Source organism: Saccharothrix violaceirubra (genome assembly GCF_014203755.1).
GTDB lineage: Bacteria > Actinomycetota > Actinomycetes > Mycobacteriales > Pseudonocardiaceae > Actinosynnema > Actinosynnema violaceirubrum.
In genome coordinates, this window is sequence record NZ_JACHJS010000001.1 from 4,587,827 (window position 1) to 4,613,533 (window position 25,707).

Below are 25,707 nucleotides of genomic sequence, written 5' to 3' on the forward strand. Positions count from 1 at the left end.
ATGCGGGCCGCGTCCGCGAGTCGCGCGAGCGCGTCGTCGACCCGGTGCCCGTGACGAATCGTCCACGGCGGACAGACGACCGCGATCGGGCACAAGCGCGAAGCCCCTGGCGATGACTCGCTCTTGATCGAGGAGTCATCTGCCAGGAGCTTCGCCAGGTCCGCTGCGGTCAACGCCCGAGTCGCCAGGCTGCGGCGAGGGGCGGAGCCCGCGGCTACTCGATCTCGCGGTAGCGGTCGAGTGGCGCGGCGCCGGTGCAGGTGGTCTGGTTGCGCACGGTCAGGCTGCCCGCGTCGGTCATCGCGAACGAGTACACGCACCCGTTGCGGTCGACACCGGCCGCGGGTTGGGCGATGTGGGCCGAGCCGAGGTCGTCCCAGGATCCCGTGTAGCCCTGGTCGGGCTCGTTCTGCCTGGTCATGCTCTGGCCGCTGCCCCCGTTCCCGGTGAAGACCAGGATGCGGGCGTCCGGGATCTGCGCGGAATCCGCCCAGGGGCCGGGCGCTTCGCTGACCGCGACCGCGCCGACACCGCCGTGTCCGCCGATCTGCTCGCCGGTCGGGCTGAAGGACTCGTCGCTTCGCTGCCAGGTGTGGCCGACCATGCCCGCGAAGTCGTTGGCGTTGTTGCTCGCCAGGCGGTAGAACACGTCGAGCCTGCCGTCCTTGTTGTGTGCCACGGCGGGCGGCCCTGAGGGTTCGAAGCCCGCCAGGTTCGGCTGCTGGGCGTAGTCCTGACCGGCCGCGGCACGCCAGTGCTGGATGACGCCGACAGTGCCGTTGATGGCGTAGGCGAACACGTTGACACCGTTCGTCCGGTCGATCGCCAGTGCGACCGGGTCCTGTACGCCCGGACCACCGCCGAGGTCCGCCCAGCCGGTGTTCCACGCACCGTTGGCGATTTGCTGGCTGATCAGGCTGACCCCGCCACCACCGTTCTTCACCGCGAGGCGCAACAAACCGTCCGGACCGAGGATCGAGACGGGCGCGCCCACCTGGGCCGCGCTGTCCGTCCCGGCGTTGGGGTTGCCCATCGATCCCCACTGGTGGGAGAAGACGCCGTTGACCGAGACCTGCCAGGTGGTCACGATCTCGTGGTTGTCGGCCCTGCGGGCGAACACCTGGAGCCTGCCGTCCGCGTTGCGGTTGACGGTCACGCCGGGCAGCAACCGCCAGGGGGTCACCATCACCTCACCGGGGCCGAACTCGCCGTCACCGCGCTGGTACCAGGTGACAAGACGACCGCTGAGCACGGCGAACGCCTGCAACCGGCCGTCGGCGTTCGCACCGACCCAGGTCGTGCCGGTCGGGTACCGGTGGTACATGCGCTGGGTCCACGCCAGGTAGCCCGAGTCGTTCTCCGCCGTGAAGGTGTCCCACCCGGTGTACGCGAAGAAGGTCGCCGCCTTCTGGCCACGACTGCCGTCGGGGAGTTCGGGATGTCCCGACAGGTTCATCTGGCTGTCGGAGATGTTGTAGTCGCGGTAGTTGATCAGGTCGACACCTTGGCGGCCGGTGGCGTCGGTGTGCGCCTTGGCTGCCTCGCCCGCGAAGCGGGCGGTGTGGACGTGGTCGCCGTGGTCACCCCTATACCTCGGGTCCGGCTCCGGGTCCTGCACCCGGATCACGGTCGGGAGGTAGTGGTCGAACAAGCCGCGCAGCACGTCGACGAGCCGGTCATGGTCGTAGGTGTAGCGGCCTGCCAACGTGCCCCAGGTCAGCACGGTGTTCGCACTGGCGGTGCGCTCCCACAGGCGCACCAAGCTCGCTCCGCCAGGCGGAGCGACATCGTCGTGGACGTCCGCGTACTCGGGCAGGTTCAGGAAAACCAACGCCACCTCAGGCCGACCACGCAGCGTGTACTGGTCGACGACGACCGGACCCGCGCCGGTGGCCACCGACAGGGTTCCGTGGTCCCACTCGTCGGCCTGGTCCGCCATCAGCGCGTACGCGGCCATGGCGCCGCGCTGGCGGCAGTACGCGTACTCTTCCCGGACCAGGTTCTCCCCGCGCTTGCAGCGGTCGCGGCCGGGTAGCGTGCCGTGCTCCCCGGGTCCGTATTCGTTCTCACCCGCGGTGACGAAGATCGTCTTGACCGGTCGGCCCACCCGGACCGAGTTCTGCAGGTCCGGATTCATGAACAGGATGTCGTCGTCCTCGTGCGCGACGACCTGGACGATCACCGGGTCGGGCGAGGCCACCTGCGCCAACGCGGGTACCCCCGCCGCGGGTAACAACGACAACACCACGCCCGAAATAGCCATTGCACACATGAGCTTTTTCTTCACGATCACTCCTCACACATTGTCGCACCAGTGCCGGAAACGCCGACCGCGAACGTTTCATCGTGGGCCCAGCCTCGCCGATCGTCTGCCGAGCCTTGGCGGACCGACGCGTGCGATCTACTTTGTCGGTGCGTCCACAGCGTTCTTCGATACCCGAGGAATCGACTCACCGCTGTCGTCTTGTTCGCGACTCGGCGAATTCCGAACAAGAATGTTCGGCCTTACGTATCCGCCCGTCGAATTCCCGAGTCAGTCCAGCACTTCGGCACGGCAGGCGCCACGCAGAACGACCGGCAGGACAAGACCGGACCGGCAGAAGTCAGCCTCCCGTCGGGGCCGGGCACACCGGCACGGCATCATCCTGCCACCCCATGACCCGACCACGTGGGTGTCGGTCACCCGGCAGTCGGACACTGTCGACCCCGACGAGTTGGCCACCGATCGACCGAAACGGATCGCCGCGGACGCCGACGTGTGTGCCTTCCCACCGAAGACGAACTCACGACTGCCGCGGGCGTGCCGTCCGCGAAGCCCGTCGGACGCCTGCCCGGCGAGTTGTGCATGTGGCAGCTCGGCGACGAGAAGGGTCTGGTCGACGGATACCCGGCGCGGCGGCGGTCCGGGGAGGGGTTCTGTGGCTACGAAGTCGGGCTGCGCCGCCCCGAAACCCGGAACGACCGGGTGGTGCTCACGGTGGACCTGCGTCGCGCCGACAAAACCGCCGACGCGTGCCCTGCCACCCAGAAGCTCACGGAGGCCGCCTTGGGACGGGTTCCCGACGCCTGAAGTGCCGGCGGCGGCGTGTCGTCGGCACGAGGGGCGTGCCCGGGATCAGAGCGGGCGGCTGATCAGGCGGCGGCCTTCGTCCCGGAAGCCGTGTGCGAGGTAGTAGTCGACCAGTGGGCCGATGTCGCGGCCGTTGGGCGCCACCACGAGTTCCAGGCTCCGGCAACCCCGCTCACGCGCCCATGCGGCGCTGTCGGCGACGAGTCGACCACCCAGTCCCCGGCGTCGTGCCGACGGCAGCACGTAGAGGTCCTCCAGTTCGGCGATCAGCCCGTTCTCCAGGCCGAAGCCGGTCGTGGTGACCGCGAAGCCGAGCGGTCGGGTGTCGGACCGCACCACCGCGACCCGTGCCGCGGGCGACTCGAGCAGCACTGTCAGGTTGTCGCGCAGCGCGTGCTCGCCGGTGCCGAAACCGTGCTCCGCGTAGAACGCCACGGCCAACGGCAACACCGCCGCCAAATCGGCGGGGCCGGCCCCGCCCAGAACCACCGGCGCGATCGTCATGCGCTCCAGTACACCCGAGTCGGTCACGGTCGTGCACGGGTCTTTCGCGGCGCGTGATCAGGGACGGAACTCGTGATTCGGCGACCACGGGTACGGCGGGTCTGGTGGGACGTGCCCGACGGTGCGGAGGGCGGCGATGGTCGACCGGGTGGTTCCGGTGCGCCCGGAACAGGTGCGGGGATTGGTCGGGTGGCCGGCGTCCGCAGAGCTGCTGATGGCCTGGCAGGGCCCACCTGCGACCCCCGACCGGCCGGGATGATGACCGACGGACGCTGCGGGACGTGGCGGCGACTGGCCACCACCGTGCTCGGACCGCTGCGCGCCGACCCGCACGTCGACCGGCTGCTGGTCGCCCTGCGCGCCTGGTGCTCCGGCCGTCATCGCGACCCGACGTTTCCGGTCAGGAACCCGGTGACGGCGTCGACGAACGGTTCCACCTGCGTGGCGAACTCCGGTCGGGGCGGCTCCGCGGACCCCGGCAGCTCCTCCGCATGCGGCACCAGCGCCTTCACCGCGTCGATGGTCAGCCGCTGGTGGAACGGATTCTCCGGCTCGGACGGCACCAGGCCCACAGGCATCGTGAGACTCTCGAGAGCGGTGTCCGACACGCCGCGGATCACCCCGCCGGAGAGCAGTTCGTCGACCACCGCCGCGGTGGCGCCGAGCCGGGTCAACCGCCGCCGCGTCGACTCGTCGACCACCGGGTCCGCCGCGGTCGCCGGCCAGGCCAGGACCATCCGCGCCACCCGACCCGGACGGGTCGACGCGAGCCGCACGGCCACCGAGCACCCGTTGGAGCCCGCGATCATCGTCACCGGGTGGTCCGGCAGCATCGGCGCCATGTGGTCGACCTCCTGCCCCCACCCGGTCGCCCGGTGCCCGCGGTCCGGCGCGAGCACCTCGATTCCGCGTCGCCGCAACGCCGACACGATGCCGGGGACGACCCAGAACCGCTCGGCGTCCATCTCCTCCCACAGACCGCCGTGGATGAGCACCACCGTCGGCATCAGGACCTCCGTTCGACCGCAAGGGATCATCGCGCACCGCCGGCGGTCGATGGAGGTGGTTCCCGCCGACGCGACCGCACCCCCGCGCGACGGGAAGCTCCGGGCATGGCCGACCCGACCGGATCGGTGGAGGGCGGACGAGACCATGGCTTTCGCACGTCGGACCAGTCCGCTGACCTTCGCGGTCGTCGCCGTGTTCGGTGGCGCCGCCGCGCCTGCCCAAGCCGCTCAAAGGTCGGTGCCGGCGACCTGTCCGGGCAACGGCGTCGACCCGGACGGCGAAGCCCGCCACCGGGCCGAGACCCTCGTCCACGCGCCGTTGCGCACCGTCTGGAACCTGCACACCGACGTGGAATCCTGGCCCTCCTGGCAGCGGCCCGCGACACCCATGACCATCGAACGCCTCGACCCCGGTCCGCTGCGCGCCCGCTCCCGATTCCGATTCCGATTCCGATTCGGCGCCACGATCCAGCTTCCCGCGCCGCCGACCGCCACGGTCGTGATCACCTCGACCGTTCGGCAGATCCGACGGTCCGGGCTCGGGCCGTCGGATACCGAGGAGTCACCGGTCGTGCCCGGGGCTCGGGTTTCGCCGCTGCCTTGGCGGCTTTCCAGCGGTGGTCGGATCGGCATCGCCGACGGCGGCACGGCCTGCTTCCAGGCGGGCGACGGGCACCCGGAACGGTGAGCAGGACACGTAGTCGAGGCCGGCCTCGTGGAAGAACCGGATCGACGCGGGGTCGCCGCCGTGTTCGCCGCAGACACCCACAGTGAGGTCCGGGCGGGCGTCGCGGCCTTCCCGCACCGCGATCTCGATCAGTCGGCCGACGCCTTCGCGGTCGAGTGTCTCGAACGGGGACACGGTGAACACGCCCTTGGCCAGGTAGGTCGGGAAGAACGAGCCTTCGACGTCGTCGCGGGAGAAGCCCCACACGGTCTGCGTCAGGTCGTTGGTACCGAAGGAGAAGAACCCGGCGGTCGCGGCGATGCGGCCCGCGGTGACCGCGGCACGCGGCAGTTCGATCATCGTGCCGATGCGGTACCTGATGTCCACACCGGACTCCCGGGCCACGTCGGCGACGGTCCGCCGGGCCTGGGCCGCGACCACCTCCAGCTCCCGCGCGTCGCCGACCAGCGGGACCATGATCTCCACGTGCGGTCGTCCGCCCACCAGGATGCGCGCCGACACGGCTTCGGCGATCGCGCGGAGTTGCAGGTCGTACAGCTCCGGGATGAGCAGCCCGAGCCGCACGCCGCGCGTGCCGAGCATCGGGTTCCGCTCGTGCAACCGGTCGACCGCGCGCAGCAGGTCCTCGGGTGCGCCGGTGTCACCGAGCGCCTTCGCGACCGCGACCCGCGCGGTGAGCCCGACGCGGTCGGGCAGGAACTCGTGCAGTGGCGGGTCGAGCAGCCTGATCGTGACCGGCAGGCCGTCCATCTCCTCGAAGATGCGCGTGAAGTCGTTGCGCTGCAACGGGAGCAACGCGGCGAGCGCCACGGCGCGGGCGTTGTCGTCGGCGGCCAGGATCAGCCGTTCGACGAGCACGCGGCGGTCGCCGAGGAACATGTGCTCGGTCCGGCACAGCCCGATGCCGGTGGCACCGAGGCGACGGGCACGCGCGGCGTCCTCGGGGGTGTCGGCGTTGGCACGCACCTCAAGCCGGCGTCGACGATCGGCGTGGGTGATGATCCGGTCCACGGCGCGCAGCAGCTCGTCGCCCTCGGCCGGGCGGCGGCCCTCGAAGTAGTCGGCGACCGGGGACGGGACCACCGGCAGTCCGCCCGCGTAGACCGCGCCGGAGGTCCCGTCGACCGAGATGACGTCGCCTTCGGCGACCACCGTGCCGTCGGCGGTGGTGAAGCGGCGGGCCTCGGCGTCGACGGTCAGCGACTCCGCCCCGCACACGCAGGTCCGGCCCAGGCCGCGGGCGACGACGGCGGCGTGCGAGGTCTTGCCGCCGCGGCTGGTCAGCACGCCTCTGGCGTGGATCATCCCGTCGAGGTCGTCGGGGTCGGTCTCGCGGCGCACGAGGATCACCGCGGTGCCCTCCTCGCCTCGGCGGACCGCGGTCGCGGAGTCGAACACCACCGCGCCGACCGCCGCGCCCGGCGACGCGGCGACACCGGTGGCCAGCGGTGTCCGGTCGGTGTCGGCGAAGCGCGGGAACATCAACCGGCCCAACTGGGCGCCGGTCACCCGGCGCAGCGCCTCGTCGGCGTCGATCAGACCCTCCTCGCGCAGTGCGTCGGCGATGCGGAACGCGGCGGCGGCGGTGCGCTTGCCGACGCGGGTCTGCAGCATCCACAGCTTGCCGCGTTCGACGGTGAACTCGATGTCGCACAGGTCGCGGTAACGCCCCTCCAGCGCCGCCATGATCTCCATCAGCCGCTCGTGGGCCCGGGGCTGCAGGTCGGCGAGCCGGTGCAGCGGCAGCGTGTTGCGGATGCCGGCGACGACGTCCTCGCCCTGGGCGTCGGGGAGGTAGTCGCCGTAGACCCCGGGGGCACCCGTGGCGGGGTCGCGCGTGAACGCGACCCCGGTGCCCGAGTCGTCGCCCAGGTTGCCGAAGACCATCGCGCACACGTTGACCGCCGTGCCGAGGTCTTCCGGGATGTGCTCGGCACGCCGGTAGATCCGCGCCCGGTCGGTGTGCCACGAAGCGAAGACCGACGTGATCGCCATGCCCAACTGCGCACGCGGGTCCTGCGGGAAGTCGCGGCCTGTTCGGTCGCGGACGATGTCCTTGAACGTCGCTGTGAGCACACGCAGGTCGTCGGTGTCCAGGCCGAGGTCGCCGGTGGCACCCTTGGCGCGCTTGGCGTCCCGCAGCGCGGCGGCGAAGTACTCCGCTTCGACACCCAGCACGGTCGTGCCGAACATCTGCACCAGCCGGCGGTAGGAGTCCCACGCGAGGCGCTCGTCTCCCGCCCACGCGGCGAGCCCGGCCACCGAGTCGTCGGTCAACCCGATGTCGAGGACCGTGTCCATCATCCCGGGCATCGAGAACCGCGCGCCGGAGCGGACCGCGACCAGCAGCGGCCCGTCGGCCTGCCCGAGCTTGCGGCCCATCGCCCGCTCCAACGCGTGCAGGTGCTCGTCCACTTCCCCGTCGAGGCCTTCCGGCACCGCGCCGGTGGCCAGGAAGGCGCGGCACGCTTCGGTAGTGATCGTGAACCCGGGCGGTACGGGCAGCCCCATCACGGTCATCTCGGCGAGGTTGGCACCCTTGCCGCCGAGCAGGTCGGCCATGGACAGGTCGCCCTCGGCGAAGTCGTACACGTACTTGGGCATCATCGCTCCTCGTTCGGTCGCTTGTGGACGGATGCGGGTCGGCTTCCGCGGCGCACGTCGAGCGGCGGGCGGCGGTCGCCACGAGGGCGAGGAACAGCGGGAACCCGCCCGGCCCCGGTCACGTCAGGCGCCTCCGCACCCACTTCTGCACCGCGTCCACGAGCAGGACGACCGGGATGGTCGTCGCCGCGAGCGCCCAGCCCAGCGGGGTCGGCGCGCTGCCACCCAGCAGGCCCGGCAACGGCGGCACGAACAGGAACACCGCCAGCAGCACGAGTTCGAACAGCACCGCGCCGACGAGCAGCCGGTTGCCCCGCAGGGTCTTCACCGGCGTAGTGGCGCTGCGGCACGCGAACGCGTTCGCCAGCTGCCCCAGCACGATCGCGGTGAACGCGGTGCCCGAGGCGGTGGCCGCCAACACCGGGTCGCCCAGGTCCCAGTCGCCCGCGAGCAGCACGAGCGTGAACGCCGCCATCGCCGCCAACGCCTCGGCCGGACCGAGCACGCCGAACGCCCGCACCAGCACCGAGCGGTCGATCAGCGATCCGGTCCGCGCGGGCCCGGTCATCGTGCGGGGGTTGGGCTTCTCCGCGCCCAGCGCCAGGGCCGGGAGGAGGTCGGTGCCGATGTCGAGCGCGAGGACCTGGAGCACGCTCAGGGCGAGCGGGTACGAGCCGCCGGACAGCGCCCAGAACACGAACGGCGTCAACTCGGCCACGTTGTCGGTCAGGTGGTAGGTCAGGAAACGGCGGATGTTGGCGAACGTCGCACGTCCCAGTTCGACCGCCGCCACGATCGTGCCGAAGTGGTCGTCGAGCAGCACCAGGTCGGCGGCCTCGCGGGCCACGTCGGTACCGGACGCGCCCATCGCCACGCCGATGTCGGCCGCGCGTAGCGCCGGGCCGTCGTTGACGCCGTCGCCGGTCATGGCCACGACGTGGCCGCGGCCCTGTAGTGCGCGGGCGATGCGGAGCTTGTCCTCGGGGGTCACGCGGGCGACGACGACGCCGTCCCGGTCGAGCAGTTCACCCAGGGCGTGGTCGTCGGCGGGCAGGTCCCCGCCCTCGACCACGAGCCCGTCGGGACCGAGCAGCCCCGTCTGGACGGCGATGGCGCGGGCGGTGGCCGGGTGGTCGCCGGTGATCATGGCGAGCTTGATGCCCGCCTCGCGGCACAGCGCGATGGAGTCGGCGACGTCGTCGCGCGGCGGGTCCTGGAGTGCGACGACACCCAGCAGGACCAGGTCGCGTTCGGCGTCCGCCTGGTCGACGGCGGCTCCGGGGCGCCACGCCACGGCGAGCACGCGCAGCCCTCGCGCGCCGAGTTCGGCGACCGCCTCGCGCGCTCCGGGGGTGGGTGCGCACAGCGGCAGCACGGCGTCGGGTGCGCCGATCACGTGCACGCCGTCGCCATCCGCGACGGACGAGCGGCGGCGGCGTGGGTCGAACGGGAAGCGGGTCGCCTCCGGCGTGGAGGTGTCCGCGCCGACGCGTGCGGCCAGCACGTGCAGGGCCACTTCCATCGGGTCGCCGACCGGCGACCACCGGCCGTCCCGATGCTCGGCGCGGGCACCGGGCGAGCACCGGACGGCGCCGGCCGCCGCTCTCCGCACGGCCGCGAGGGCGTCGGGTCCACCGGTCACGCGACCGGTGGGGGCGTAACCCTCTCCTTCGACCGAGACCTCGCCGGCCGGGGTCCACACCCGCACCGCGGCCATCTCGTTGCGGGTCAACGTCCCGGTCTTGTCCGTGCACACGAAGGTGGTCGCGCCCAGGGTCTCCACCGCGTCCAGCCGCCGCACGAGTGCCTTGCGGTGCGCCATCTCCTGGGCGGCACGCGCCAGCGACAGCGTCACGGTGGGCAGCAGACCTTCCGGAACCAGCGCGACGGTGACGCCGACCGCGAACAGGAAGCCCTCCGCCGGGTCGAGGCCCAGCAGCATCGCGACCCCGTAGAACGCCACGCCCACCGCGACCGCGATGAGGCCGACCACGGTCACCACGCGGTGCAGTCGCAGGGCCAGCGGGCTCTTCGGCCGCACCGCGTCACGGGTGAGCGAGGCGATGCCGGCGAGCCGCGTGTGGGCGCCGGTGGCCGTCACCACGACGGTCGCCTCCCCCTCCGTGACGTAGGTGCCGGCCCGCACGACGTCGTCCGCGGCCGGGTGCACGGGCACGCTCTCACCGCTGAGCATGGACTCGTCCACCGCCAACGCGGCGACCTGGAAAACCCTGGCGTCGGCGCAGACCCGGTCGCCGCCCTGGAGCAGGACCTCGTCGCCGACGACCAGGTCGGCCGCGTCCACCACCCGGGGCTCGCCGTCACGGCGGACGGTGGCCCGGGTGGGCATCAGGTCGCGCAGCCGTTGGGCCGCACGGTCGGCCCGGTATTCCTGGGCGAACGCGAACACGCCGTTGAGCACGACGACCAACGCGATGGCGACCGACAACGCCGGCATGCCCGCCACGGAGGCCAGCGCGGCGGCCACCCACAGCAGGATCGCGAAGAAGTGCCCGAACTGCTTGAGCAGCAGGACGACCGGGTGCGTCCCGCCGGCGGCGGGAAGCAGGTTCGGGCCGTTCTCGCGCAGCCGCCGGGCCGCCTCGGCCGAGGTCAGGCCGCCCGTCGTGGACTTCGTCGTGGCCGGCACCGCCGTCACCAGGCCCGGTGACCGGCGTCGTCCCGGCCATGGGACGGGCGGTGGTGGACGGCGATCATGCCGGGCACGGCCGGGGCAAGCCTCTTACCGCCCGCGGCGGGATGCACCCACGACGTCCGCCGCGAGGCCTCGGGTACCGCGCCGCCCGGTCGGTCCTCGCCGGCGACGACGATCTCCGGGCACGGGGCACCGATGTCGGCCGTGGCCGCCTCGTGGGCCACGGGCGGGGCGACCTCGGGTTCAGGCATGGTCCTCGTCTCCGATCGTCGTCCGGACGGGTGCGGCGGGTCGGGTCGGGCGGGTCGCGGCGAAGAGCACCAGCCCGCCGCCGAGGAGCAGCAGGAGCACTCCGCCGCCGAAGGCGGTCCACGACAGCGGTGCGAGCGCGGGCAGGGTCGCGGTGGCCACGACGGGGGTGTCGACCACGCGCGAGCCGTCGGCGTTCATCACCACGGCGGTCCAGTCGCCGGGCCGCGGGGTCCAGGTGAGCGAACCGACACCGGTCGCCGCCCAGAACGGCTGGGCGTGCGGCGGGGTGGTGGGCGCGACGCCCGTGCTGTGCCGGTACGCGGTCCGGTCGCCGAAGCCGGTGACGCGGTCGCGCTCGACACCGGCCAGGTACCGGGTCACGTCGGCCGCGGGGCCGATGCCGACGAACGTGCCGGGGTCGACGCGCAGGCCGACCGTGCCGAGCCAGTCCTCGCCGACCGCCTGGCCGGCCTCCGTCCACCGCAGCTCGGCGGTGCCCAGTTCCACGGCGTAGCCGGAGGTGTGCACGGTCAGCGCGGGCGCGGCGACGGCACCGGTCGCGTCGCGGCGGGCCTGCTCGGCCCACAGCCCGAGCGCGCCCGCCGACGCCGACCCCGTCCCCAGGAGCAGGAGCAGGACGCCGATCACCGCCGGGACCACCCGGCTCGGCGGGCCGCTCGACGATGCGGGTGGCGGCGGTGCGTCGAGCGCGGCGGCGCCGGGCTCGTCGCCTCCGGGGTCGAACCGGAAGGGCGGGTAGGCGTCGGTCATCAGGCCGACGTACGCGGCGACGCGCAGCGCCCAGCGGTCCATGCCGAGCACGAAGTCGAACACGCCGCGGGGGTAGCGGCCGGTGAACAGCAGCACCACGCCGGCGATGAGCACGAGCAGGCCCACCAAGCCGCCGGCCGGGCTGAACGCCCACTCCCCCGCCCGGAAGGCCAGGTAGCCGCCACCGCCCAGGAAGATCGTGACGACGACCAGGTGCGGGATGGCCAGCAACCATTTCACCAGCACCAGACCGCGGGAGAGCCGCTCGGGGTAGGCGACGTCGAGGGTCGCCGGGTAGTCGGGCTCCTCGCCCAGGCTGAACGGCGGGTACCGGTCGGTCGCCAACGCGCCGAACGAGTAGTACGCGACCCGCCAGGTCCAGCGCAGCACGCCGAGGGCGAAGTCGAACAGCGGACGCGGGTAGCGGCCGGTGACCAGGATCGAGACGAACGCGCACAGCCCCACCACGCCGAACGCCGTCCACAGGACGGCGAGCACGACGTAATGCGGAATCGCCGGCAGCCACTTGACCAGCCAGAGCCAGCGGTTGAGCGCCGGGTCGAACCGGCCGTGCACGCGAACGGGATAGGTGGTCATGACTCCTCCGGCCGGGCTCGACGGCAGCCCACTCGGTGTCCGGCGAGCGGCTCCACGTCCGGGCTCGCGCCGACCGGGCCGGCACGTGCCCGTGCGCGCCGAACGCGGTGGGCGTGGTGGTTGGTGCGTGGGGACCGAGGCCTGCGACGGGCCTGACCGATCAGGCGATCGCGACCCGCGCCTGGGCCCCGACCGACCGCGGTGATCGGCGACCCGACGGCGAGGGGGCGGGCCGCCGGGAAGTGCGGCGTGCCGGTCGTGCGGTACTCGACCGCGGGTCCATGTCCGTCCTCCTCGTCGGCTCCGGTGCTTCCCAGGCTGGTCCGATCCCGGTTGGGCACACAGAGTCGTTGGTCGTCGCGGGGGTCCCTGATCGGCCGGGGCCTACGGCCCTGCGGCGGCCGGCGGGTTGGCCCGGCCTCACGTCGGGGGCCGCCGGTTACCGTCCAATATGGACAATCAGCCGACGGCTCCGACCGCCCGCGTCGGGTCACCTCGGAACCGCCGGACACGTCACGTCCGACTCGCGGGGCGGATCGCCCTGGCCCAGGTCGTCGCGCGGTCGACCTCGCCCGCGAGCAGGGGGCCGGGGGTTCCTCCGACGTGGAACGACGTCGGCGCACCCGCGACGGCGAAACGCAGTCGACGCAGGCGTTTCGTGATCGTCTTGGCGGCCGAGCCCGGCAGCCACCCCGACTTGACCCTGGTGTCGAACGCGAGGGCGCTCACGGCACGGCCGGCGGGCGCGAGCGCGTCGAGCCACTCGCGCACGCCTCGTCCCCGTGACACCAGCTCGCCGGTCGCCTGGTCGGCGGCGGACTTGCGCGTGGCGGCCCGGCTGAGGTCGAACGCGTGCGTGGGCGCACCGACCACGAGCAGGTCGACGTCGCCGGGCAGCACGTCCGGTGCCTCCCCGACCTCCACGACGTCGACCTGCCCGCCTTCCGCCAAGCCCGCCCGCACCGCTTCGGCGACCGCCTTGGTGTTGCCGAACATGGATTCGAAGACCACCAATGCCCGTGCCATCGTCGGCACCGCCCTTCCTCGTCTCCGCACCACGCTGCGCCGCCCGCGGCTCCGTCGACAGCGGTCGACAGCCCTGTCCACCCGGGACCTCGGACCCTGCCCGGCGGACCGGCACGCGTGGACGCTCGAAGCGGACGGAGATCGAGGAGGAGACGATGAAGGCGCTCGTTCATCGCGGTCCCAGGCGGCTGACGTGGGAGGACGTGCCGGACCCGCGCACTTTCACCGACGACGTGCCCGGGATGGCACCCGGCCGGGCCCGGGGCAAGGCCGTCGACGGCACGCACGCGAAGTACGCGCGAGTGCCGTTCGCGGACGCGTCGACCGAACCACCGCGGACGGGCGGGACCGGGGTGCCGAAGGTGGTGGCGACCCGATGACCGCGGTGGAGGAGCGGCTGGACGCGTGGGCCGGGTTCCGCGGCTCGGACTGGCGACACGACATCGACGTGCGCGGATTCATCCAGGCCAACTACACCCCCTACGAGGGCGACGCCGGCTTCCTGGCCGGACCGACCGAGCGGACCGCGACGCTGTGGCGGAACCTGTCCGGGCTGTTCGCCGAGGAGCGCAGGCGCGGCATCCTGGACGTGGACGTGCACACGCCGTCCACCATCACCTCCCACCGCCCCGGCCACCTCGACCGGGAGCACGAACTGATCGTCGGGTTGCAGACCGACGCGCCGCTCAAGCGGGCCATCATGCCCAACGGCGGCCTGCGCATGGTCGAAGCCGGGCTGGCCGCCTACGGCTACGAGCCGGACCCCACCGTGCGCGAGATCTTCACCAAGTACCGCAAGACCCACAACGACGGCGTGTTCGACGCCTACACCGAGCAGATCAAGCGCGCCCGGCGGGCCGGGGTCATCACCGGCCTGCCCGACTCCTACGGACGCGGCCGGATCATCGGCGACTACCGACGCGTCGCCCTGTACGGCGTGGACCGGCTGATCGACGCCAAACTGGCCGAACGCGCCGCGATCGACGACGTGCCGTCCACCGAGGAGGTGATCCGCGACCGCGAGGAACTGGCCGAGCAGATCCGCGCGCTCGGCGAACTGAAGGAGATGGCGGCGTCCTACGGCGACGACATCTCGCGACCGGCCGCCACCGCACGCGAAGCCGTCCAGTGGCTGTACTACGCCTACCTGGCCGCGGTGAAGGAGCAGAACGGCGCGGCCATGTCCCTGGGCCGCACGTCCACCTTCCTCGACGTCTACCTCCAGCGCGACCTCGACGCCGGGCTGCTGACCGAGTCGCGGGCCCAGGAGCTGGTCGACGACCTGGTGATCAAACTGCGGATCGTGCGGTTCCTGCGCACCCCCGCCTACGACGAGCTGTTCTCCGGCGACCCGACCTGGGTCACCGAGAGCATCGGCGGCATCGGGGAGGACGGCCGGCCGCTGGTCACGCGCACCGGCTTCCGGTTCCTCCAGACCCTCTACAACCTCGGCCCGGCACCCGAGCCGAACCTCACCGTGCTGTGGTCGCCCGCGCTGCCCGAGGGGTTCAAGCGGTTCTGCGCACGGGTCTCCGTGGACACCAGCTCGATCCAGTACGAGAACGACGAGCTGATCCGGCCCCGCTTCGGCGACGACACCGCCATCGCCTGCTGCGTCTCGGCCATGCGGATCGGCAGGCAGATGCAGTTCTTCGGCGCGCGGGTCAACCTCGCCAAGGCCCTGCTCTACGCGATCAACGGCGGACGGGACGAGCTGACCGGCGACCAGGTCGCGCCGCACCGACCTCCGATCGCCGGCGACTACCTCGACTACGACGAGGTGCGCGCGGCGTTCGACCGGATGCTCGCCTGGCTGGCCCGCACCTACGTGGACGCGCTCAACATCATCCACTACATGCACGACAAGTACGCCTACGAACGCATCGAGATGGCCCTGCACGACCACCCCGCCCAACGGCTGCTCGGCTGCGGCATCGCGGGCCTGTCGGTCGTCGCCGACAGCCTCTCGGCCATCAAGCACGCGAAGGTCCGGGTCGTCCGGGACGACACCGGGCTGGCCGTCGACTTCGTGGTCGAGGGCGACTTCCCCCGCTACGGCAACAACGACGACCGCGCCGACGCCCTCGCGGTCGGACTGGTCGAGGACTTCATGGCCCTGGTGCGCGGTTACCCGACCTACCGCGACGCCGTGCACACCCAGTCGGTGCTGACCATCACCTCGAACGTCGTCTACGGCCGGCACACCGGCAACACGCCGGACGGCAGGCGCGCGGGCGAGCCGTTCGCGCCCGGCGCCAACCCGATGAACGGCCGGGACCGCCACGGTCTCGTGGCCGCGGCCCTGTCGGTGGCCAAGCTGCCCTACGACCAGGCGCTGGACGGCATCTCGCTGACCGCGAGCATCACGCCGGACGGGTTGGGCAGGGACACCGAGGAGCGGGTGACCAACCTCGTCGGCGTCCTCGACGGGTACACCGACGCCGGCGGGTTCCACCTCAACGCCAACGTGCTCGACCGGGACGTCCTGCTGGACGCCATGGCACACCCCGACAGGTACCCGCAGCTGACCATCCGCGTGTCCGGGTACGCGGTCAACTTCGTTCGCCTGACCCCCGAACAGCAGCGCGACGTGGTCAACCGCACGTTCCACGGGTCGCTGTGACGACCACCGGGACCGTCCACAGCTGGGACCTCGCCACGGCGGTGGACGGCCCCGGCACCCGGTTCGTGGTCTTCCTGGCCGGGTGCCCGCTGCGCTGCCTGTACTGCCACAACCCGGAGACCCGGTTCGCGCGGTACGGGCGGCGCGTCACCGCGGCCGACCTGGTGGACGAGATCGCGAAGTACCGCCGGTTCATCGAGGTGGCCGGTGGTGGCGTGACCGTCAGCGGCGGCGAACCGCTGCTCCAGCCGGAGTTCACCGCCGAGTTGCTGCACGCGGTGAAGGGCATGGGCCTGCACACCGCGCTGGACACCTCCGGCTTCCTCGGTGACCGGGCCACCGAGGCGATGCTGGCCGACACCGACCTGGTGCTGCTCGACATCAAGTCCTGGGACCCGGCCACCTACCGGCACGTCACCGGCGGCGAGGTCGGGCCGACCCTGGAGTTCGCCCGCCGGCTGTCCGACCTGGGCAAGCCGATGTGGATCAGGTTCGTCCTGGTGCCGGGCCTGACCGACGCGCCGGACAACGTGGAGGGCATCGCCGGGTTCGTCGCCACCCTGCCGTCGGTCGAACGCGTCGACGTGCTGCCGTTCCACAAGATGGGCGCGTCGAAGTACCAGGCCATCGGCCTGCCGTTCCCACTGGCCGACACGCCGACGCCGGACGCGGCGCTGGTCCGCCGGGTCCGGGAACAGTTCCTGTCCCACGGTCTGCGGGCATGATCAGGGCTGCTCACCGCTCGACGGCGAAACCGGTCCGCACGCCGGGCTGTCCGGATCGGCGACGCCTGGCGCCCCGGCACGACGTCGAGAGTCGTGTGCTCGCTGCCCGGGGCCCCTACCGCCGGTACCGACCCCCGGACATGTTCGAGCCGTGCACGACGGCACTCCCGGCGATGCCCCCGGGCCGCCGAAGCCGGCCCCGCGAAGGTGCCCGTACGGCCCTGCGCGGCGGGGACTTTCGACCGCTGCCGGTGGGCACCTGCCCCGGCAGGGTCGAGGGGGGCGACCACGAGAAGCCCTCGAACCGGCCCCCGGGCGGTCATCGGACACGACGGAGGAATCAGCCGTGACACCACGACAGGACGGCGACGAGCCCCGTCGCGTCGAGCCCACCGGACGGTTCGAGCTGGAATCGCCGGCGGAGGACACCGGTAGGACGCCGTCGAACCGCTACTCCGCCGGCCTGCTGTGGGCGGGTGGCGCCGCCACCGCGTTCGTCGCGGGACTGCTCGCCGTCGTCGGCATCCTGGCCGCGCGCGGCCTGCTCGACATCGCCGTGCTCGCGCCGAAGGAGGACGGTGCCTGGGGCGGCGCGGACACCCTCACCTACACGCTGGTCGTGGCGGGCGGTGCCTTGGCGGCGACCGGTCTGCTCCAGCTCCTGCTGTCCACGACACCGGACGCGGTCCACTTCTTCACCTGGATCGTCCTGCTGCTGACGGCGATCACGGCGGTCCTGCCCCTCAGCCTGGAAGTCGACACCGGCAGTCGCGTGGCCACCGCGACCCTCAACGTCCTGATCGGCATCACGATCGCGGTCTCCCTGCGCGACGTCGCGCGCCGGTCCCGCCGCTGAGCACGGCCGGCGGACGCGGTCCACCGGCCCCTGGAGCCCTGCGGCTCGCCACCACCCCACGATCGGCGCGGAACCGGAAGGGGCGACGACATGGCGAAGGCCGTGGAGCGGATCGAGGTGCGCGGAACGGTGCAGGGCGTCGGTTTCCGGCCGCACCTGCACCGCGTCGCCTCGGCGCCGGGGATCGACGGCGACGTGCGCGACGTCGACGGCCGGGTGGTGATCACCGCGGCGGGCGAGCCGGGCGAGCCGGCCGCCTTCCGCGAACAAGGTGCGCGCGGTCGCCGGCCGCGGCGGTGGTGGAGCGGATCGACGTGTGCCGGCTGCCGGTGTCGGCGGGTTTCGCGGTCCTCGCGAGTCGCGCCGGCGAGCACTTCGGTGCCCGCACCGTGCCGCCCGACATCGCGACCTGCGGGCCCTGCCTGACCGAGCTGTTCGACCCGGCCGACCGCGGGTTCCACCACCCCTTCGTCACCTGCGCCGACCTTGTCCTGGGGCGGGTCGACGGGCGAGGACGCGCGGAGCGCGGCCATCACCGGCCGCGCATGGCTTTCGCCGTCATGGTGCGCGACGAGGAGGCTGCGCGCGGACTGTGCACAGTGGACAGTGCCGCCCTCCCCTGCCGCACCGGTGGTGCTGTCGCGCCGACGGGACGACGCCGATCTCCCACCCTCCGTCGCGCCCGGTTCGGCGGAGTCCGGGCTCTTCCTCCCGTACAGGCCGCCGCACCACCCGCTGCTCGCCGAACCGGCCCGCCGCCGGGGCGCGGCGGACGGGCTGTGCGTAACGACGACGGGTGTCGGTCTGCCGATAGGCGACGCGCAGCCGTCCGCCGCCGGCCGGGTCGGCGACGTGGTGCTGCTGTCGGGGCCGATCGGCGCGCACGGCACCGCGATCCTCGGCACGCGGGAGGGGCTGGGCTTCGAGGCGGAGAGCGAGTCCGACGGCCGGCCGCTCGACGGCCTGGTGGCGGCGGTGGTCCGCGCGGTCGGCCGGGACCTGCACGTGCCGCGCGACCCCACCCGGGGCGGGTTGACCGGTGCGCTCGACGAGTTGGCGGAGGCGTCCCGTGTCGCCGTCGAGATCGTGGCGGACGACGTGCCCGTACCGCGCCCGGTCGCGGCGGCGTGCGAACCGCTGGACCTGGACCCGCCGCACGTGGCCGACGAAGGCTGCCTGGTCGCGTTCGTCCCGCCCGGTGGTGCCGACGCGGCACCGCGGTCGGTGGCCGCGGGTACGCGGGCATGCGTGATCGGCCGGGTCACCGACGGCCCGGCGGGACGCGTCACCGCGCGCACCGGCATCGGCTCCACCCGGATCGTGGACGTCCTCGTCGGTGAACAGCTCCCCCGGATCTGTTGACCGGAGCCGGAAATCCCGACCGGCCGGGACTTTCGTCACTGCCTGCCGGCACCGCGCGAGGGACAGCATCGAAGCGGGAACCACGGACGTTTCGAGGAGGAGACAGCATGGCGGTCCGAGTGGGGATCAACGGATTCGGCCGGATCGGTCGCGACGTCCTGCGGTGCGCGGTGGATCGCGGCGCCGACACGATCGAAGTGGTGGCGGTCAACGACATCGCCACCCCGGAGTCGCTGGCGCACCTGCTGGCCTACGACTCGACGTACGGCCCGTGGACGCACGAGGTCGACTTCGGCCCCGACCACCTGGCGGTCGACGGGCGCGAGATCCGGGTCGACGCCCACGCCGACCCGGCGGACCTCGACTGGGGCGCGCATGGCGTCGACATCGTCATCGAGGCGTCAGGCCGGTTCCGGACCAGGGAGACGGCCGGTGCGCACCTCTCGCGCGGCGCCCGGAAGGTCCTGATCACGGCTCCCGGCAAGGACGTCGACGCCACGATCGTCCTCGGTGTCAACGAGGACACCTACGACCCGGCCACGCACCACGTGGTGTCCAACGCCTCCTGCACCACCAACTGCGTGGCGCCGATGGCTTCCGTGCTGCACGAGGCGTTCGGCATCCGCGAAGGTCTGATGACCACCATCCACGCCTACACCAACGACCAGTCCATTTTGGACCGCCCACACAAGGACCCTCGACGGGCCCGGTCCGCGGCGGTCAACATGATCCCCACCTCGACGGGTGCGGCGAAGGCGGTCGGCCTGGTCATCCCGGCGCTGGCCGGGCGGCTCGACGGGTCGGCGGTCCGCGTCCCGGTCGAGGACGGTTCGCTGACCGACCTCACCGTCGTGCTGGAGCACCCGGCGACCGCGGCGGAGGTCAACCGGGCGTTCGCCGAGGCCGCCGACGGCCGGCTCAAGGACGTCCTCGTCTACAGCACCGCGCCGTTGGTGTCGCGCGACATCATCGGCAACCCGGCGTCGTGCGTGTTCGACTCGCAGCTCACCAAGTCGACCGGCGGCACCGTCAAGGTGTTCGGCTGGTACGACAACGAGTGGGGTTATGCCAACCGCACCCTCGACCTGTGCGACCTCGTGGCCGCGTCGCTGCCGTGACTCCGTCCTGGACCTCGCCGGTCTCGACGCCCTGATCGCGGCGTTGCGCCGCGGCGGGCACGGGCTTCGACATCGCCCTGGCCGAACTGGTCGACGGCGACGGCCACCGGTTCGTCGCGGTCGCCGGCAGCCCGGTCGGGCTGCGGCTGCTCGACGGGCTGCCCGCCCGGACGGCGGCGGCGCGGTCGGCAGTCGACGCCGCCCGACTGGTGGCCGACCACCTCGACCTGGACGACCACGCGCTGGTCTCGCTGTGCGAACGCGCGATCCGCAACCACGACCCGTGCATCTCGTGCTCGGCGCACTTTCCGCACTTCCACCGGGAACGAGCGTGAACGCGGTGGTCGTGGGCGTGGGCAACGAGTTCCGCCAGGACGATGCCGTCGGACCGGTCGTGGCCCGCGCACTCGCCCGACATGGGGTGCGGGCCGAGATCACCGACGGCGACCCGGTGCGGCTCATGGAGGCGTGGGACGGCGAGGACCTCGTGATCGTCGTGGACGCCATGCGCGGCCTGCCCGGCACCCTGCACCGTTCTCCTTCGGCGGCACCGCCCAGACGGCCAACGGCTCGCACGGCTTCGGAATCCCGGAAGCCGTCGAACCGGCCACCGCCCTCGACAAGCTCCCGCGCCGACTGGTGATCTTCGCGGTGGAGGTGGCCGACACCGACGTCGGGCGCGGCCTGAGCCAGATGGTCCGGATGGCCGTTCCCCGCGTCGTCCAAGCCGTCCTGGACGAACTCCACGACGTGGACACGGCCCCGTCGTCGGGCCGAAGACAGTGACGACCGTGCACGACCTCAGGCTCGGCCTCGACCCGCACCCCGATCACAGCCCATCGATCGGCGACTCTCCCGGGAAGGCACTCGACATGCGACTCCTGCCCTTGGGCTTGACCTTGCCCCTCGCACTGGCGACCGCGGCATTCGCCGGCACGGCGACCGCATCGCCCCGACCGGTGGTGGTGGACCTGGGCACGCTGCCCGGCCACGCCATCAGCGAGACGATCGCGATCGACGACCACGGCTGGGTGGCCGGCATCTCGTACTCGGAGAACCTGACCACCTCCCGCGCCGTCCGGTGGGACGCCGCCCACCAGATCACCGACCTGGGCGTCGTTCCCGGAACCACCCGGAGCGCGGCGAGCGCGATCAACAAGCACGGCACGGTCGTCGGATTCTCCTACACGAACGACCTGACCGACATGCACGCGGTCCGATGGGATCGCGACGGCCGCACGACCGACCTCGGCACGCTGCCCGGCGCGATCGGCAGTCGGGCGGTGGGCGTGAACGACCACGACGTGATCGTGGGCGTCGCACTGCTGCCCGGGAACCTCCAGCGCGCCGTGCGGTGGGACGCCGCGGGCCGGATCACCGAACTCGGCCTGCCGAGCGGGGACCGCAACAGCCTGGTCGGCGGCATCGCGGACGACGGCGTGGCCTTCGGGACGACGTACTACGACCTGGGCCGCTCCCGCCCGGTGCGCTGGGAGCGCGACGGACGCGTCACGGTCCTGGAAAGCCTGCCGGGCGACTCCGAGGGCGCACCCGTGGTCATCAACGACCGCAGCGTGTGCGCCGGGAACGTGTACACCTACGGCAGCGACCAGGGACCGCACGCCCGGCGCTGGGACCGGCAGGGTCGCGTCACCGATCTGGGCACCCTGCCCGGCGCCCGCTACAGCCAGGTCACCGGGATCGACGACCGGGGCACCGCGGTCGGCACGGCGCAGTTCGACGACGGCCGGACCCGCGGCGTGCGCTGGGACCGCGACGGCGTTCCGACCGACCTGGGCGGACTCGGCGACACGACGAGTTCCGCCGCGGGCATCGACCGCCGCGGCCGGATCGCCGGCACCGCCAAGACCGCGGCCGGCCAGGACCACGCCGTGCGTTGGGACCGCGACGGCCGCGTCGTCGATCTCGGCACCCTGCCCGGTACCGGCCTGTCCAGCTGGGCGGTCGGCATCGACGACGCGGGCACGGTGATCGGCAATTCCTTCACCGCGAACGGCCCCTGGCACGCCACGCTCTGGCCGGGTCCGGCAGACCGCTGACGCGCCGGCCCGGCACCGTCCACCCACCACCCCGAAAGGCCGGCGGTGGTGGGTGGACCACGCCGGTCCGGCCGCCGACCGAGGACGTCCGCATCGGCGTGGCGTGTCAAGCGCACCGGAACTCCCTGCACGGCGCCGGCGGGCGGTGTAGGTGGTTCCTGCCGACGCGACCGCACCCCGTGCGACGAAAGACTCCGGGCAAGGCCGACCCGACCGGGTCGGTCGGTGAACGGAGGACGAAGTCATGCCCGCTGCCCGTCGCACCGCCGCACTGGCACTCGCGCTCGTCGCCGTCCTCGGCGTCGCCGCTCCGCCTGCCCAAGCCGGTCGTGGTCCGGTGACCTGCCAAGGGCAGGGCGTCGACCCGGACGCCGAAGCCCGCCACCGGGCCGAGACCCTCGTCCACGCGCCGTTGCGCACCGTCTGGAACCTGCACACCGACGTGGAATCCTGGCCCTCCTGGCAGCGGCCCGCGGCACCCATGACCATCGAACGCCTCGACCCCGGTCCACTGCGCGCCCGCTCCCGATTCCGCGCCACCGTCGATCTGCCCTTCCCGCCCACCGCCCAGATCGTCATCACCTCGACCGTCCGGCAGATCCGACACCACCGGTGCGTCCGCTGGACCGGACCCGCCGACGGGCCCGGCTACCACATCGACGGCACCCACGTCTGGACCTTCACGCCCACCCGCACCGGCGTCCTGGTCCGCACCGAGGAGACCCACACCGGACCCCAAGCCGACCCGAACTCCGACATGGGACTCGACACCTGGCTCGCCGACCTCAAGGCCGCCGCCGAAGCCCACCCGTGACGAGACATCGGACCGGGCGATCCGCTGCTCGAAATCCACGATGCCGAGCAGTCCCCGAGAAAAGGGCGGGTCCGGCGAGACCGGCAGGCTCGACCTGCCGCCGTGGAATGGAATCGCGGGTTCGACTCCACTGCGCCGTTGGAGTGGTCCGCCGCGAATCGACGTTCTTCCGCGCCGCTCCTGAACAGCATGCGTCGTTGTCGGAAAGGAGAACACTCGGACATGCCACGATCCGAAGCGCCGCTCGAGCCCGACGGTTCATCCCTGGTGGAGTTCGCCGCGGACCTGCGGCGACTTCGAAACGTGCGGGCGGCACGCCCTACCGGGGACTGTCGGCGTACGAGGCGGACGACGCGGAATGGTTCTTCGGCCGTGAGCGGCTGCTGGACGAATTGGTCGAGAAGGTGGAGAACCGGCGGTTCGTGGCGGTCTTCGGACCGTCCGGGACCGGCAAGTCCTCCCTGCTGCGCGCGGGCCTGATACCGAAGTCGACGGCCGGCGGTACGAACCGGGTCCTGCTGGTCACCTCCGGCGCTGATCCGATCCGGGAGTGCGCGATCCACCTGTCCGTGCCTCTAGGCACCACGGCCGGCGCGGTCAAGGCCGAACTGGACGCCGATCCGACGAACCTCGACCTCCTGCTGCGGCAGTCCTTGGTCGGCGCCGCCGCGAACGCCGAGATCCTGGTGGTGGTCGACCAGTTCGAGGAGTTGTTCACCCAGTGCGGCGACCGGGCGGCTCGGACCCGGTTCCTCTCGGCGCTGACCGGGGCGACCGAGGCCCCGGGCAGCCGCTGTCGGGTCGTGCTCGGTGTCCGCGCCGACTTCTACAGCCACTGCCTGCTCGAACCCGGGCTCGCGGGCATGACGACCGACGCGCAGGTCGCCATGCGTTCGATGACCGCGGAGGAACTGCGGCGGGTGATCGTGCATCCCGCACGACACGCCCGATGCGTCATCGAGAACGCCCTGCTGACCACCTTGGTCGCCGAGGCCCACGGCGGCATCGGGACGCTGCCGCTGTTGTCCCACGCCCTCCTCGAAACCTGGCGGCGACGACAGGGCAACACCCTCACCCTGGCCGCATTCCATCGCGCGGGTGGCATCGACGGCGCCTTGGCCGCCACCGCGGAAGCCGTGTACGCCACCATGACGCCTCGACAGCAACAGCTCACCCGGAGTCTGTTGCCACGTCTGGTCGTCCTGGGCGACGCCACCGAGGACACCGAACGCCGCACTCGCCGAAGCGAACTGGACGACGACGAGGACACCACCGCCGTGCTGTCCATCCTCGCCGAAGCACGGTTGCCGGTACTGCCCGCCGACAGCGTGGAGATCACCCACGAGGCCCTGCTCGACGCCTGGCCGAGGTTGCGGGACTGGCTTGACGAGGACCACGACGGACAACGCCTGCTCCGCGGCCTCACCGAATCCGCCGCCATCTGGGCGGACCACGGGGAGGACCCCGATACCCTGCTGGGTGGAACCCGTCTGGAAGTCGCCCGGGAATGGGCTCGTGACCGCCACGACCTCAGTTCCGCCGAAAGCCGGTACCTCGCGGCCGGCATCGCCGCCGACAAGCGCGACCGGCAGTCGAAACGACGGCGTCGCCGATCGCTGCGCGCGCTTCTGGCGCTGGTCTCGATCCTGGCGGTGACGGCGGCCGGCACGGCGTTCCACGCCGACACCGTGCGGAAGGCGTCGGCACGGGAACGCGACATCGCCGCCGCACTCGGCGTGGCCGACGAGATCACCGCGTCGATCGTCGACGATCCCCCGCTCGCCGCCGCACGCGGCCTCGACGCCTACCGGCTCTCCCCGTCGCCGACGACCGGTGACCTGCTCCTCGCGGCGGCCGGGACGGCGAGCGGGGCACGCCTGGCCGATGGCGAGTGCGGTTGCATGATCACCATGGCACCGCGGCGCGACCTCGTCGCCACCACCCACCGGCGCACCGGACTCACGACCCTGTCCCTGCTCTCCGGGCAAGGCACGACCGACACCGCTTCCTTCACCGGAGGTGTCGGCAGCGGTGTCTTCAGCCCGGACGGCCGCACGCTCGTCACCCACGACGCCGAGGCGAGAGCCCACCTGTGGGACGTCACCGACCCGAGCCGACCGGTTCGCCGGGCGACCCTCGACGGCCGTTTCGGAAACTCCGTGTTCGCGGCCGACAGTACGACGCTGTTCACCCAGGGCTCAGGCTGTCGACCGAGCCGGGAGCCGTCCTCGTCCGGGATGCGGCGAAGGAACCGTACTGGACGGCCGGAGGCCCCTGGCGGCTGTGGGACCTCGGCGAACCATCCCGGTCACGGCACCTGGCCGAACTGCCCTCCAGGGGGTCGTTCCTGAAAATCGGCCGTGATCTCGCCCTCCTCCAGGATCTCGGCCAACTCGGGGAAAGTCGTGTCGGCGATGTGGAGATCTGGGACATCACCGACATGACGGCACCGCGGCACATCGCCGACATTCCCGTAGCCAAAGGGGACATGCCGGGCCTGGTCTACTTCGTCGACGACCGCCACGTCGCCGTCGTGGGTTCGGACGGGGTGCTCACGGTGTGGGACCTGACCTCGCCGCGAGAGCCTCGGCGCGGCACGAAGACCGCGTTCCACCACGGCTTGGTCGACTACGCGGCATTCAGTCCCGACCGGCGCACCGCCATCGGCGTCGGGGACAACGGTGAGATCAAGTTCTGGGACGTCATGCCCGACTACGCCCTACGTCAGCGAGCCCGGTTCACCTATCCCGTCCAAATTCTTGGCCGATCCGACATTCCGCGGCGACGGGTCCCCCACGCGATCCGTGACAACCCTGAAGGCGACTTCCACTCGGTGCGGTGGTTTCCAGACCCTGAAGACGCCGCCACCGCTGTCTGCGCGGTCGATTCGGCACGCCTCACTGAACCCGACTGGCGACGGCACTTCGGCGATGTCCCCTTCCGCGCTCTCTGCGGATGACCGGAACAGTGGTCC

At 72.1% G+C, this 25,707-nt stretch carries 23 protein-coding genes and 2 pseudogenes; 17 read left to right on the forward strand and 8 right to left on the reverse strand.

What is annotated here, in order from left to right; translation table 11 throughout:
• Positions 1 to 214 precede the first annotated feature (214 nt).
• Positions 215 to 2,287 (reverse strand): DUF8189 domain-containing protein, encoded by a 2,073-nt coding sequence (locus F4559_RS21130; protein ID WP_312865744.1) that lies wholly within the window; start codon positions 2,285 to 2,287, stop codon positions 215 to 217.
• Between the two features lie 513 nt (positions 2,288 to 2,800).
• On the opposite strand from F4559_RS21130, the gene F4559_RS21135 reads away from it, so the two are divergent.
• A complete protein-coding gene (locus F4559_RS21135; protein ID WP_184671234.1) occupies positions 2,801 to 3,070 on the forward strand; it encodes a hypothetical protein in 270 nt (89 codons plus the stop codon).
• A 45-nt stretch (positions 3,071 to 3,115) separates the two neighbouring features.
• Here F4559_RS21135 and F4559_RS21140 read toward each other — a convergent pair whose 3' ends face one another.
• Both F4559_RS21140 and F4559_RS21145 read right to left on the reverse strand, forming a co-directional pair.
• On the reverse strand, positions 3,116 to 3,574 hold the full coding sequence (locus F4559_RS21140) for a GNAT family N-acetyltransferase (RefSeq protein ID WP_184671236.1): 459 nt from the start codon (positions 3,572 to 3,574) through the stop codon (positions 3,116 to 3,118).
• 377 nt (positions 3,575 to 3,951) lie between these two features.
• Complete coding sequence (locus F4559_RS21145) at positions 3,952 to 4,581, reverse strand: alpha/beta hydrolase (RefSeq protein ID WP_184671238.1); 630 nt, start codon at positions 4,579 to 4,581, stop codon at positions 3,952 to 3,954.
• Between the two features lie 145 nt (positions 4,582 to 4,726).
• On the opposite strand from F4559_RS21145, the pseudogene F4559_RS36795 reads away from it, so the two are divergent.
• Positions 4,727 to 5,050, forward strand: a pseudogene (locus tag F4559_RS36795) (SRPBCC family protein); the annotation flags it as partial.
• A 93-nt stretch (positions 5,051 to 5,143) separates the two neighbouring features.
• Here the strand turns inward: F4559_RS36795 and ppdK are convergent.
• From ppdK to F4559_RS21170, 5 genes are all read right to left on the reverse strand, one after another.
• The gene (ppdK, locus tag F4559_RS21150; protein ID WP_184671240.1) at positions 5,144 to 7,873 is read right to left on the reverse strand and encodes a pyruvate, phosphate dikinase; all 2,730 of its coding nucleotides are present in this window, start codon (positions 7,871 to 7,873) and stop codon (positions 5,144 to 5,146) included.
• A 118-nt stretch (positions 7,874 to 7,991) separates the two neighbouring features.
• Positions 7,992 to 10,523 carry a cation-translocating P-type ATPase gene (locus F4559_RS21155; RefSeq protein ID WP_184671242.1) on the reverse strand — a complete coding sequence of 844 codons (2,532 nt, stop codon included), beginning with the start codon at positions 10,521 to 10,523 and terminating at the stop codon, positions 7,992 to 7,994.
• 5 nt (positions 10,524 to 10,528) lie between these two features.
• Positions 10,529 to 10,780, reverse strand: coding sequence for a hypothetical protein (locus tag F4559_RS21160; protein ID WP_184671244.1), 252 nt, complete (start codon positions 10,778 to 10,780; stop codon positions 10,529 to 10,531).
• The gene (locus F4559_RS21165; protein ID WP_184671246.1) at positions 10,773 to 12,149 is read right to left on the reverse strand and encodes a DUF4389 domain-containing protein; all 1,377 of its coding nucleotides are present in this window, start codon (positions 12,147 to 12,149) and stop codon (positions 10,773 to 10,775) included. Before F4559_RS21165 ends, F4559_RS21160 begins: the two co-directional genes overlap by 8 nt.
• A gap of 513 nt (positions 12,150 to 12,662) precedes the next feature.
• Positions 12,663 to 13,175, reverse strand: coding sequence for a flavodoxin family protein (locus F4559_RS21170; RefSeq protein ID WP_184671248.1), 513 nt, complete (start codon positions 13,173 to 13,175; stop codon positions 12,663 to 12,665).
• A gap of 155 nt (positions 13,176 to 13,330) precedes the next feature.
• On the opposite strand from F4559_RS21170, the gene F4559_RS21175 reads away from it, so the two are divergent.
• From F4559_RS21175 to F4559_RS21230, 15 genes and pseudogenes are all read left to right on the forward strand, one after another.
• Complete coding sequence (locus F4559_RS21175; protein WP_184671250.1) at positions 13,331 to 13,555, forward strand: hypothetical protein; 225 nt, start codon at positions 13,331 to 13,333, stop codon at positions 13,553 to 13,555.
• The gene (gene pflB, locus F4559_RS21180; RefSeq protein WP_184671252.1) at positions 13,552 to 15,798 is read left to right on the forward strand and encodes a formate C-acetyltransferase; all 2,247 of its coding nucleotides are present in this window, start codon (positions 13,552 to 13,554) and stop codon (positions 15,796 to 15,798) included. Before F4559_RS21175 ends, pflB begins: the two co-directional genes overlap by 4 nt.
• Positions 15,795 to 16,523, forward strand: a complete 729-nt coding sequence (pflA, locus tag F4559_RS21185) for a pyruvate formate-lyase-activating protein (RefSeq protein WP_184671254.1) — start codon at positions 15,795 to 15,797, stop codon at positions 16,521 to 16,523. Before pflB ends, pflA begins: the two co-directional genes overlap by 4 nt.
• A gap of 346 nt (positions 16,524 to 16,869) precedes the next feature.
• On the forward strand, positions 16,870 to 17,379 hold the full coding sequence (locus tag F4559_RS21190; RefSeq protein WP_312865745.1) for a DUF6069 family protein: 510 nt from the start codon (positions 16,870 to 16,872) through the stop codon (positions 17,377 to 17,379).
• Positions 17,380 to 17,469: 90 nt separating this feature from the next.
• Positions 17,470 to 17,805 (forward strand): acylphosphatase, encoded by a 336-nt coding sequence (locus tag F4559_RS36800; RefSeq protein ID WP_184671256.1) that lies wholly within the window; start codon positions 17,470 to 17,472, stop codon positions 17,803 to 17,805.
• Positions 17,769 to 17,852 (forward strand): annotated as a pseudogene (locus F4559_RS36805) (hypothetical protein); the annotation flags it as partial. The gene F4559_RS36800 and the pseudogene F4559_RS36805, both read left to right, overlap by 37 nt.
• A gap of 133 nt (positions 17,853 to 17,985) precedes the next feature.
• Positions 17,986 to 18,741, forward strand: coding sequence for a HypE family hydrogenase expression/formation protein (locus F4559_RS21200; protein WP_221447325.1), 756 nt, complete (start codon positions 17,986 to 17,988; stop codon positions 18,739 to 18,741).
• A gap of 107 nt (positions 18,742 to 18,848) precedes the next feature.
• Positions 18,849 to 19,859: a type I glyceraldehyde-3-phosphate dehydrogenase gene (gap, locus tag F4559_RS21205; protein WP_184671259.1), complete on the forward strand. Its 1,011-nt coding sequence runs from the start codon at positions 18,849 to 18,851 to the stop codon at positions 19,857 to 19,859.
• Positions 19,860 to 20,068: 209 nt separating this feature from the next.
• Positions 20,069 to 20,194: a hypothetical protein gene (locus F4559_RS36485; protein ID WP_312865746.1), complete on the forward strand. Its 126-nt coding sequence runs from the start codon at positions 20,069 to 20,071 to the stop codon at positions 20,192 to 20,194.
• Positions 20,191 to 20,502, forward strand: coding sequence for a hydrogenase maturation protease (locus F4559_RS36490; protein ID WP_221447326.1), 312 nt, complete (start codon positions 20,191 to 20,193; stop codon positions 20,500 to 20,502). Before F4559_RS36485 ends, F4559_RS36490 begins: the two co-directional genes overlap by 4 nt.
• Positions 20,499 to 20,645, forward strand: a complete 147-nt coding sequence (locus F4559_RS34565; RefSeq protein ID WP_221447327.1) for a hypothetical protein — start codon at positions 20,499 to 20,501, stop codon at positions 20,643 to 20,645. The genes F4559_RS36490 and F4559_RS34565 overlap by 4 nt, the downstream gene beginning before the upstream one ends.
• Positions 20,646 to 20,731: 86 nt before the next feature.
• Positions 20,732 to 21,919 (forward strand): hypothetical protein, encoded by a 1,188-nt coding sequence (locus F4559_RS21215; RefSeq protein WP_184671261.1) that lies wholly within the window; start codon positions 20,732 to 20,734, stop codon positions 21,917 to 21,919.
• 244 nt (positions 21,920 to 22,163) lie between these two features.
• Positions 22,164 to 22,733, forward strand: coding sequence for an SRPBCC family protein (locus F4559_RS21220; RefSeq protein ID WP_184671263.1), 570 nt, complete (start codon positions 22,164 to 22,166; stop codon positions 22,731 to 22,733).
• 107 nt (positions 22,734 to 22,840) lie between these two features.
• A complete protein-coding gene (locus F4559_RS21225; protein ID WP_345019938.1) occupies positions 22,841 to 25,084 on the forward strand; it encodes an nSTAND1 domain-containing NTPase in 2,244 nt (747 codons plus the stop codon).
• Between the two features lie 65 nt (positions 25,085 to 25,149).
• Positions 25,150 to 25,692 (forward strand): WD40 repeat domain-containing protein, encoded by a 543-nt coding sequence (locus tag F4559_RS21230; protein ID WP_184671267.1) that lies wholly within the window; start codon positions 25,150 to 25,152, stop codon positions 25,690 to 25,692.
• Positions 25,693 to 25,707 lie beyond the last annotated feature (15 nt).

What these genes read in the sequence shown, in the direction of transcription:
- F4559_RS21140 (WP_184671236.1), bottom strand. Translation starts at nt 3,574, where the DNA reads ATGACGATCGCGCCGGTGGTTCTGGGCGGGGCCGGCCCCGCCGATTTG.
- F4559_RS21145 (WP_184671238.1), bottom strand. Translation starts at nt 4,581, where the DNA reads ATGCCGACGGTGGTGCTCATCCACGGCGGTCTGTGGGAGGAGATGGAC.
- ppdK (WP_184671240.1), bottom strand. Translation starts at nt 7,873, where the DNA reads ATGCCCAAGTACGTGTACGACTTCGCCGAGGGCGACCTGTCCATGGCC.
- F4559_RS21160 (WP_184671244.1), bottom strand. Translation starts at nt 10,780, where the DNA reads ATGCCTGAACCCGAGGTCGCCCCGCCCGTGGCCCACGAGGCGGCCACG.
- F4559_RS21165 (WP_184671246.1), bottom strand. Translation starts at nt 12,149, where the DNA reads ATGACCACCTATCCCGTTCGCGTGCACGGCCGGTTCGACCCGGCGCTC.
- F4559_RS21170 (WP_184671248.1), bottom strand. Translation starts at nt 13,175, where the DNA reads ATGGCACGGGCATTGGTGGTCTTCGAATCCATGTTCGGCAACACCAAG.
- F4559_RS21175 (WP_184671250.1), top strand. Translation starts at nt 13,331, where the DNA reads ATGAAGGCGCTCGTTCATCGCGGTCCCAGGCGGCTGACGTGGGAGGAC.
- pflB (WP_184671252.1), top strand. Translation starts at nt 13,552, where the DNA reads ATGACCGCGGTGGAGGAGCGGCTGGACGCGTGGGCCGGGTTCCGCGGC.
- F4559_RS36800 (WP_184671256.1), top strand. Translation starts at nt 17,470, where the DNA reads ATGGCGAAGGCCGTGGAGCGGATCGAGGTGCGCGGAACGGTGCAGGGC.
- gap (WP_184671259.1), top strand. Translation starts at nt 18,849, where the DNA reads ATGGCGGTCCGAGTGGGGATCAACGGATTCGGCCGGATCGGTCGCGAC.
- F4559_RS21215 (WP_184671261.1), top strand. Translation starts at nt 20,732, where the DNA reads ATGCGACTCCTGCCCTTGGGCTTGACCTTGCCCCTCGCACTGGCGACC.
- F4559_RS21220 (WP_184671263.1), top strand. Translation starts at nt 22,164, where the DNA reads ATGCCCGCTGCCCGTCGCACCGCCGCACTGGCACTCGCGCTCGTCGCC.
- F4559_RS21225 (WP_345019938.1), top strand. Translation starts at nt 22,841, where the DNA reads ATGGAATCGCGGGTTCGACTCCACTGCGCCGTTGGAGTGGTCCGCCGC.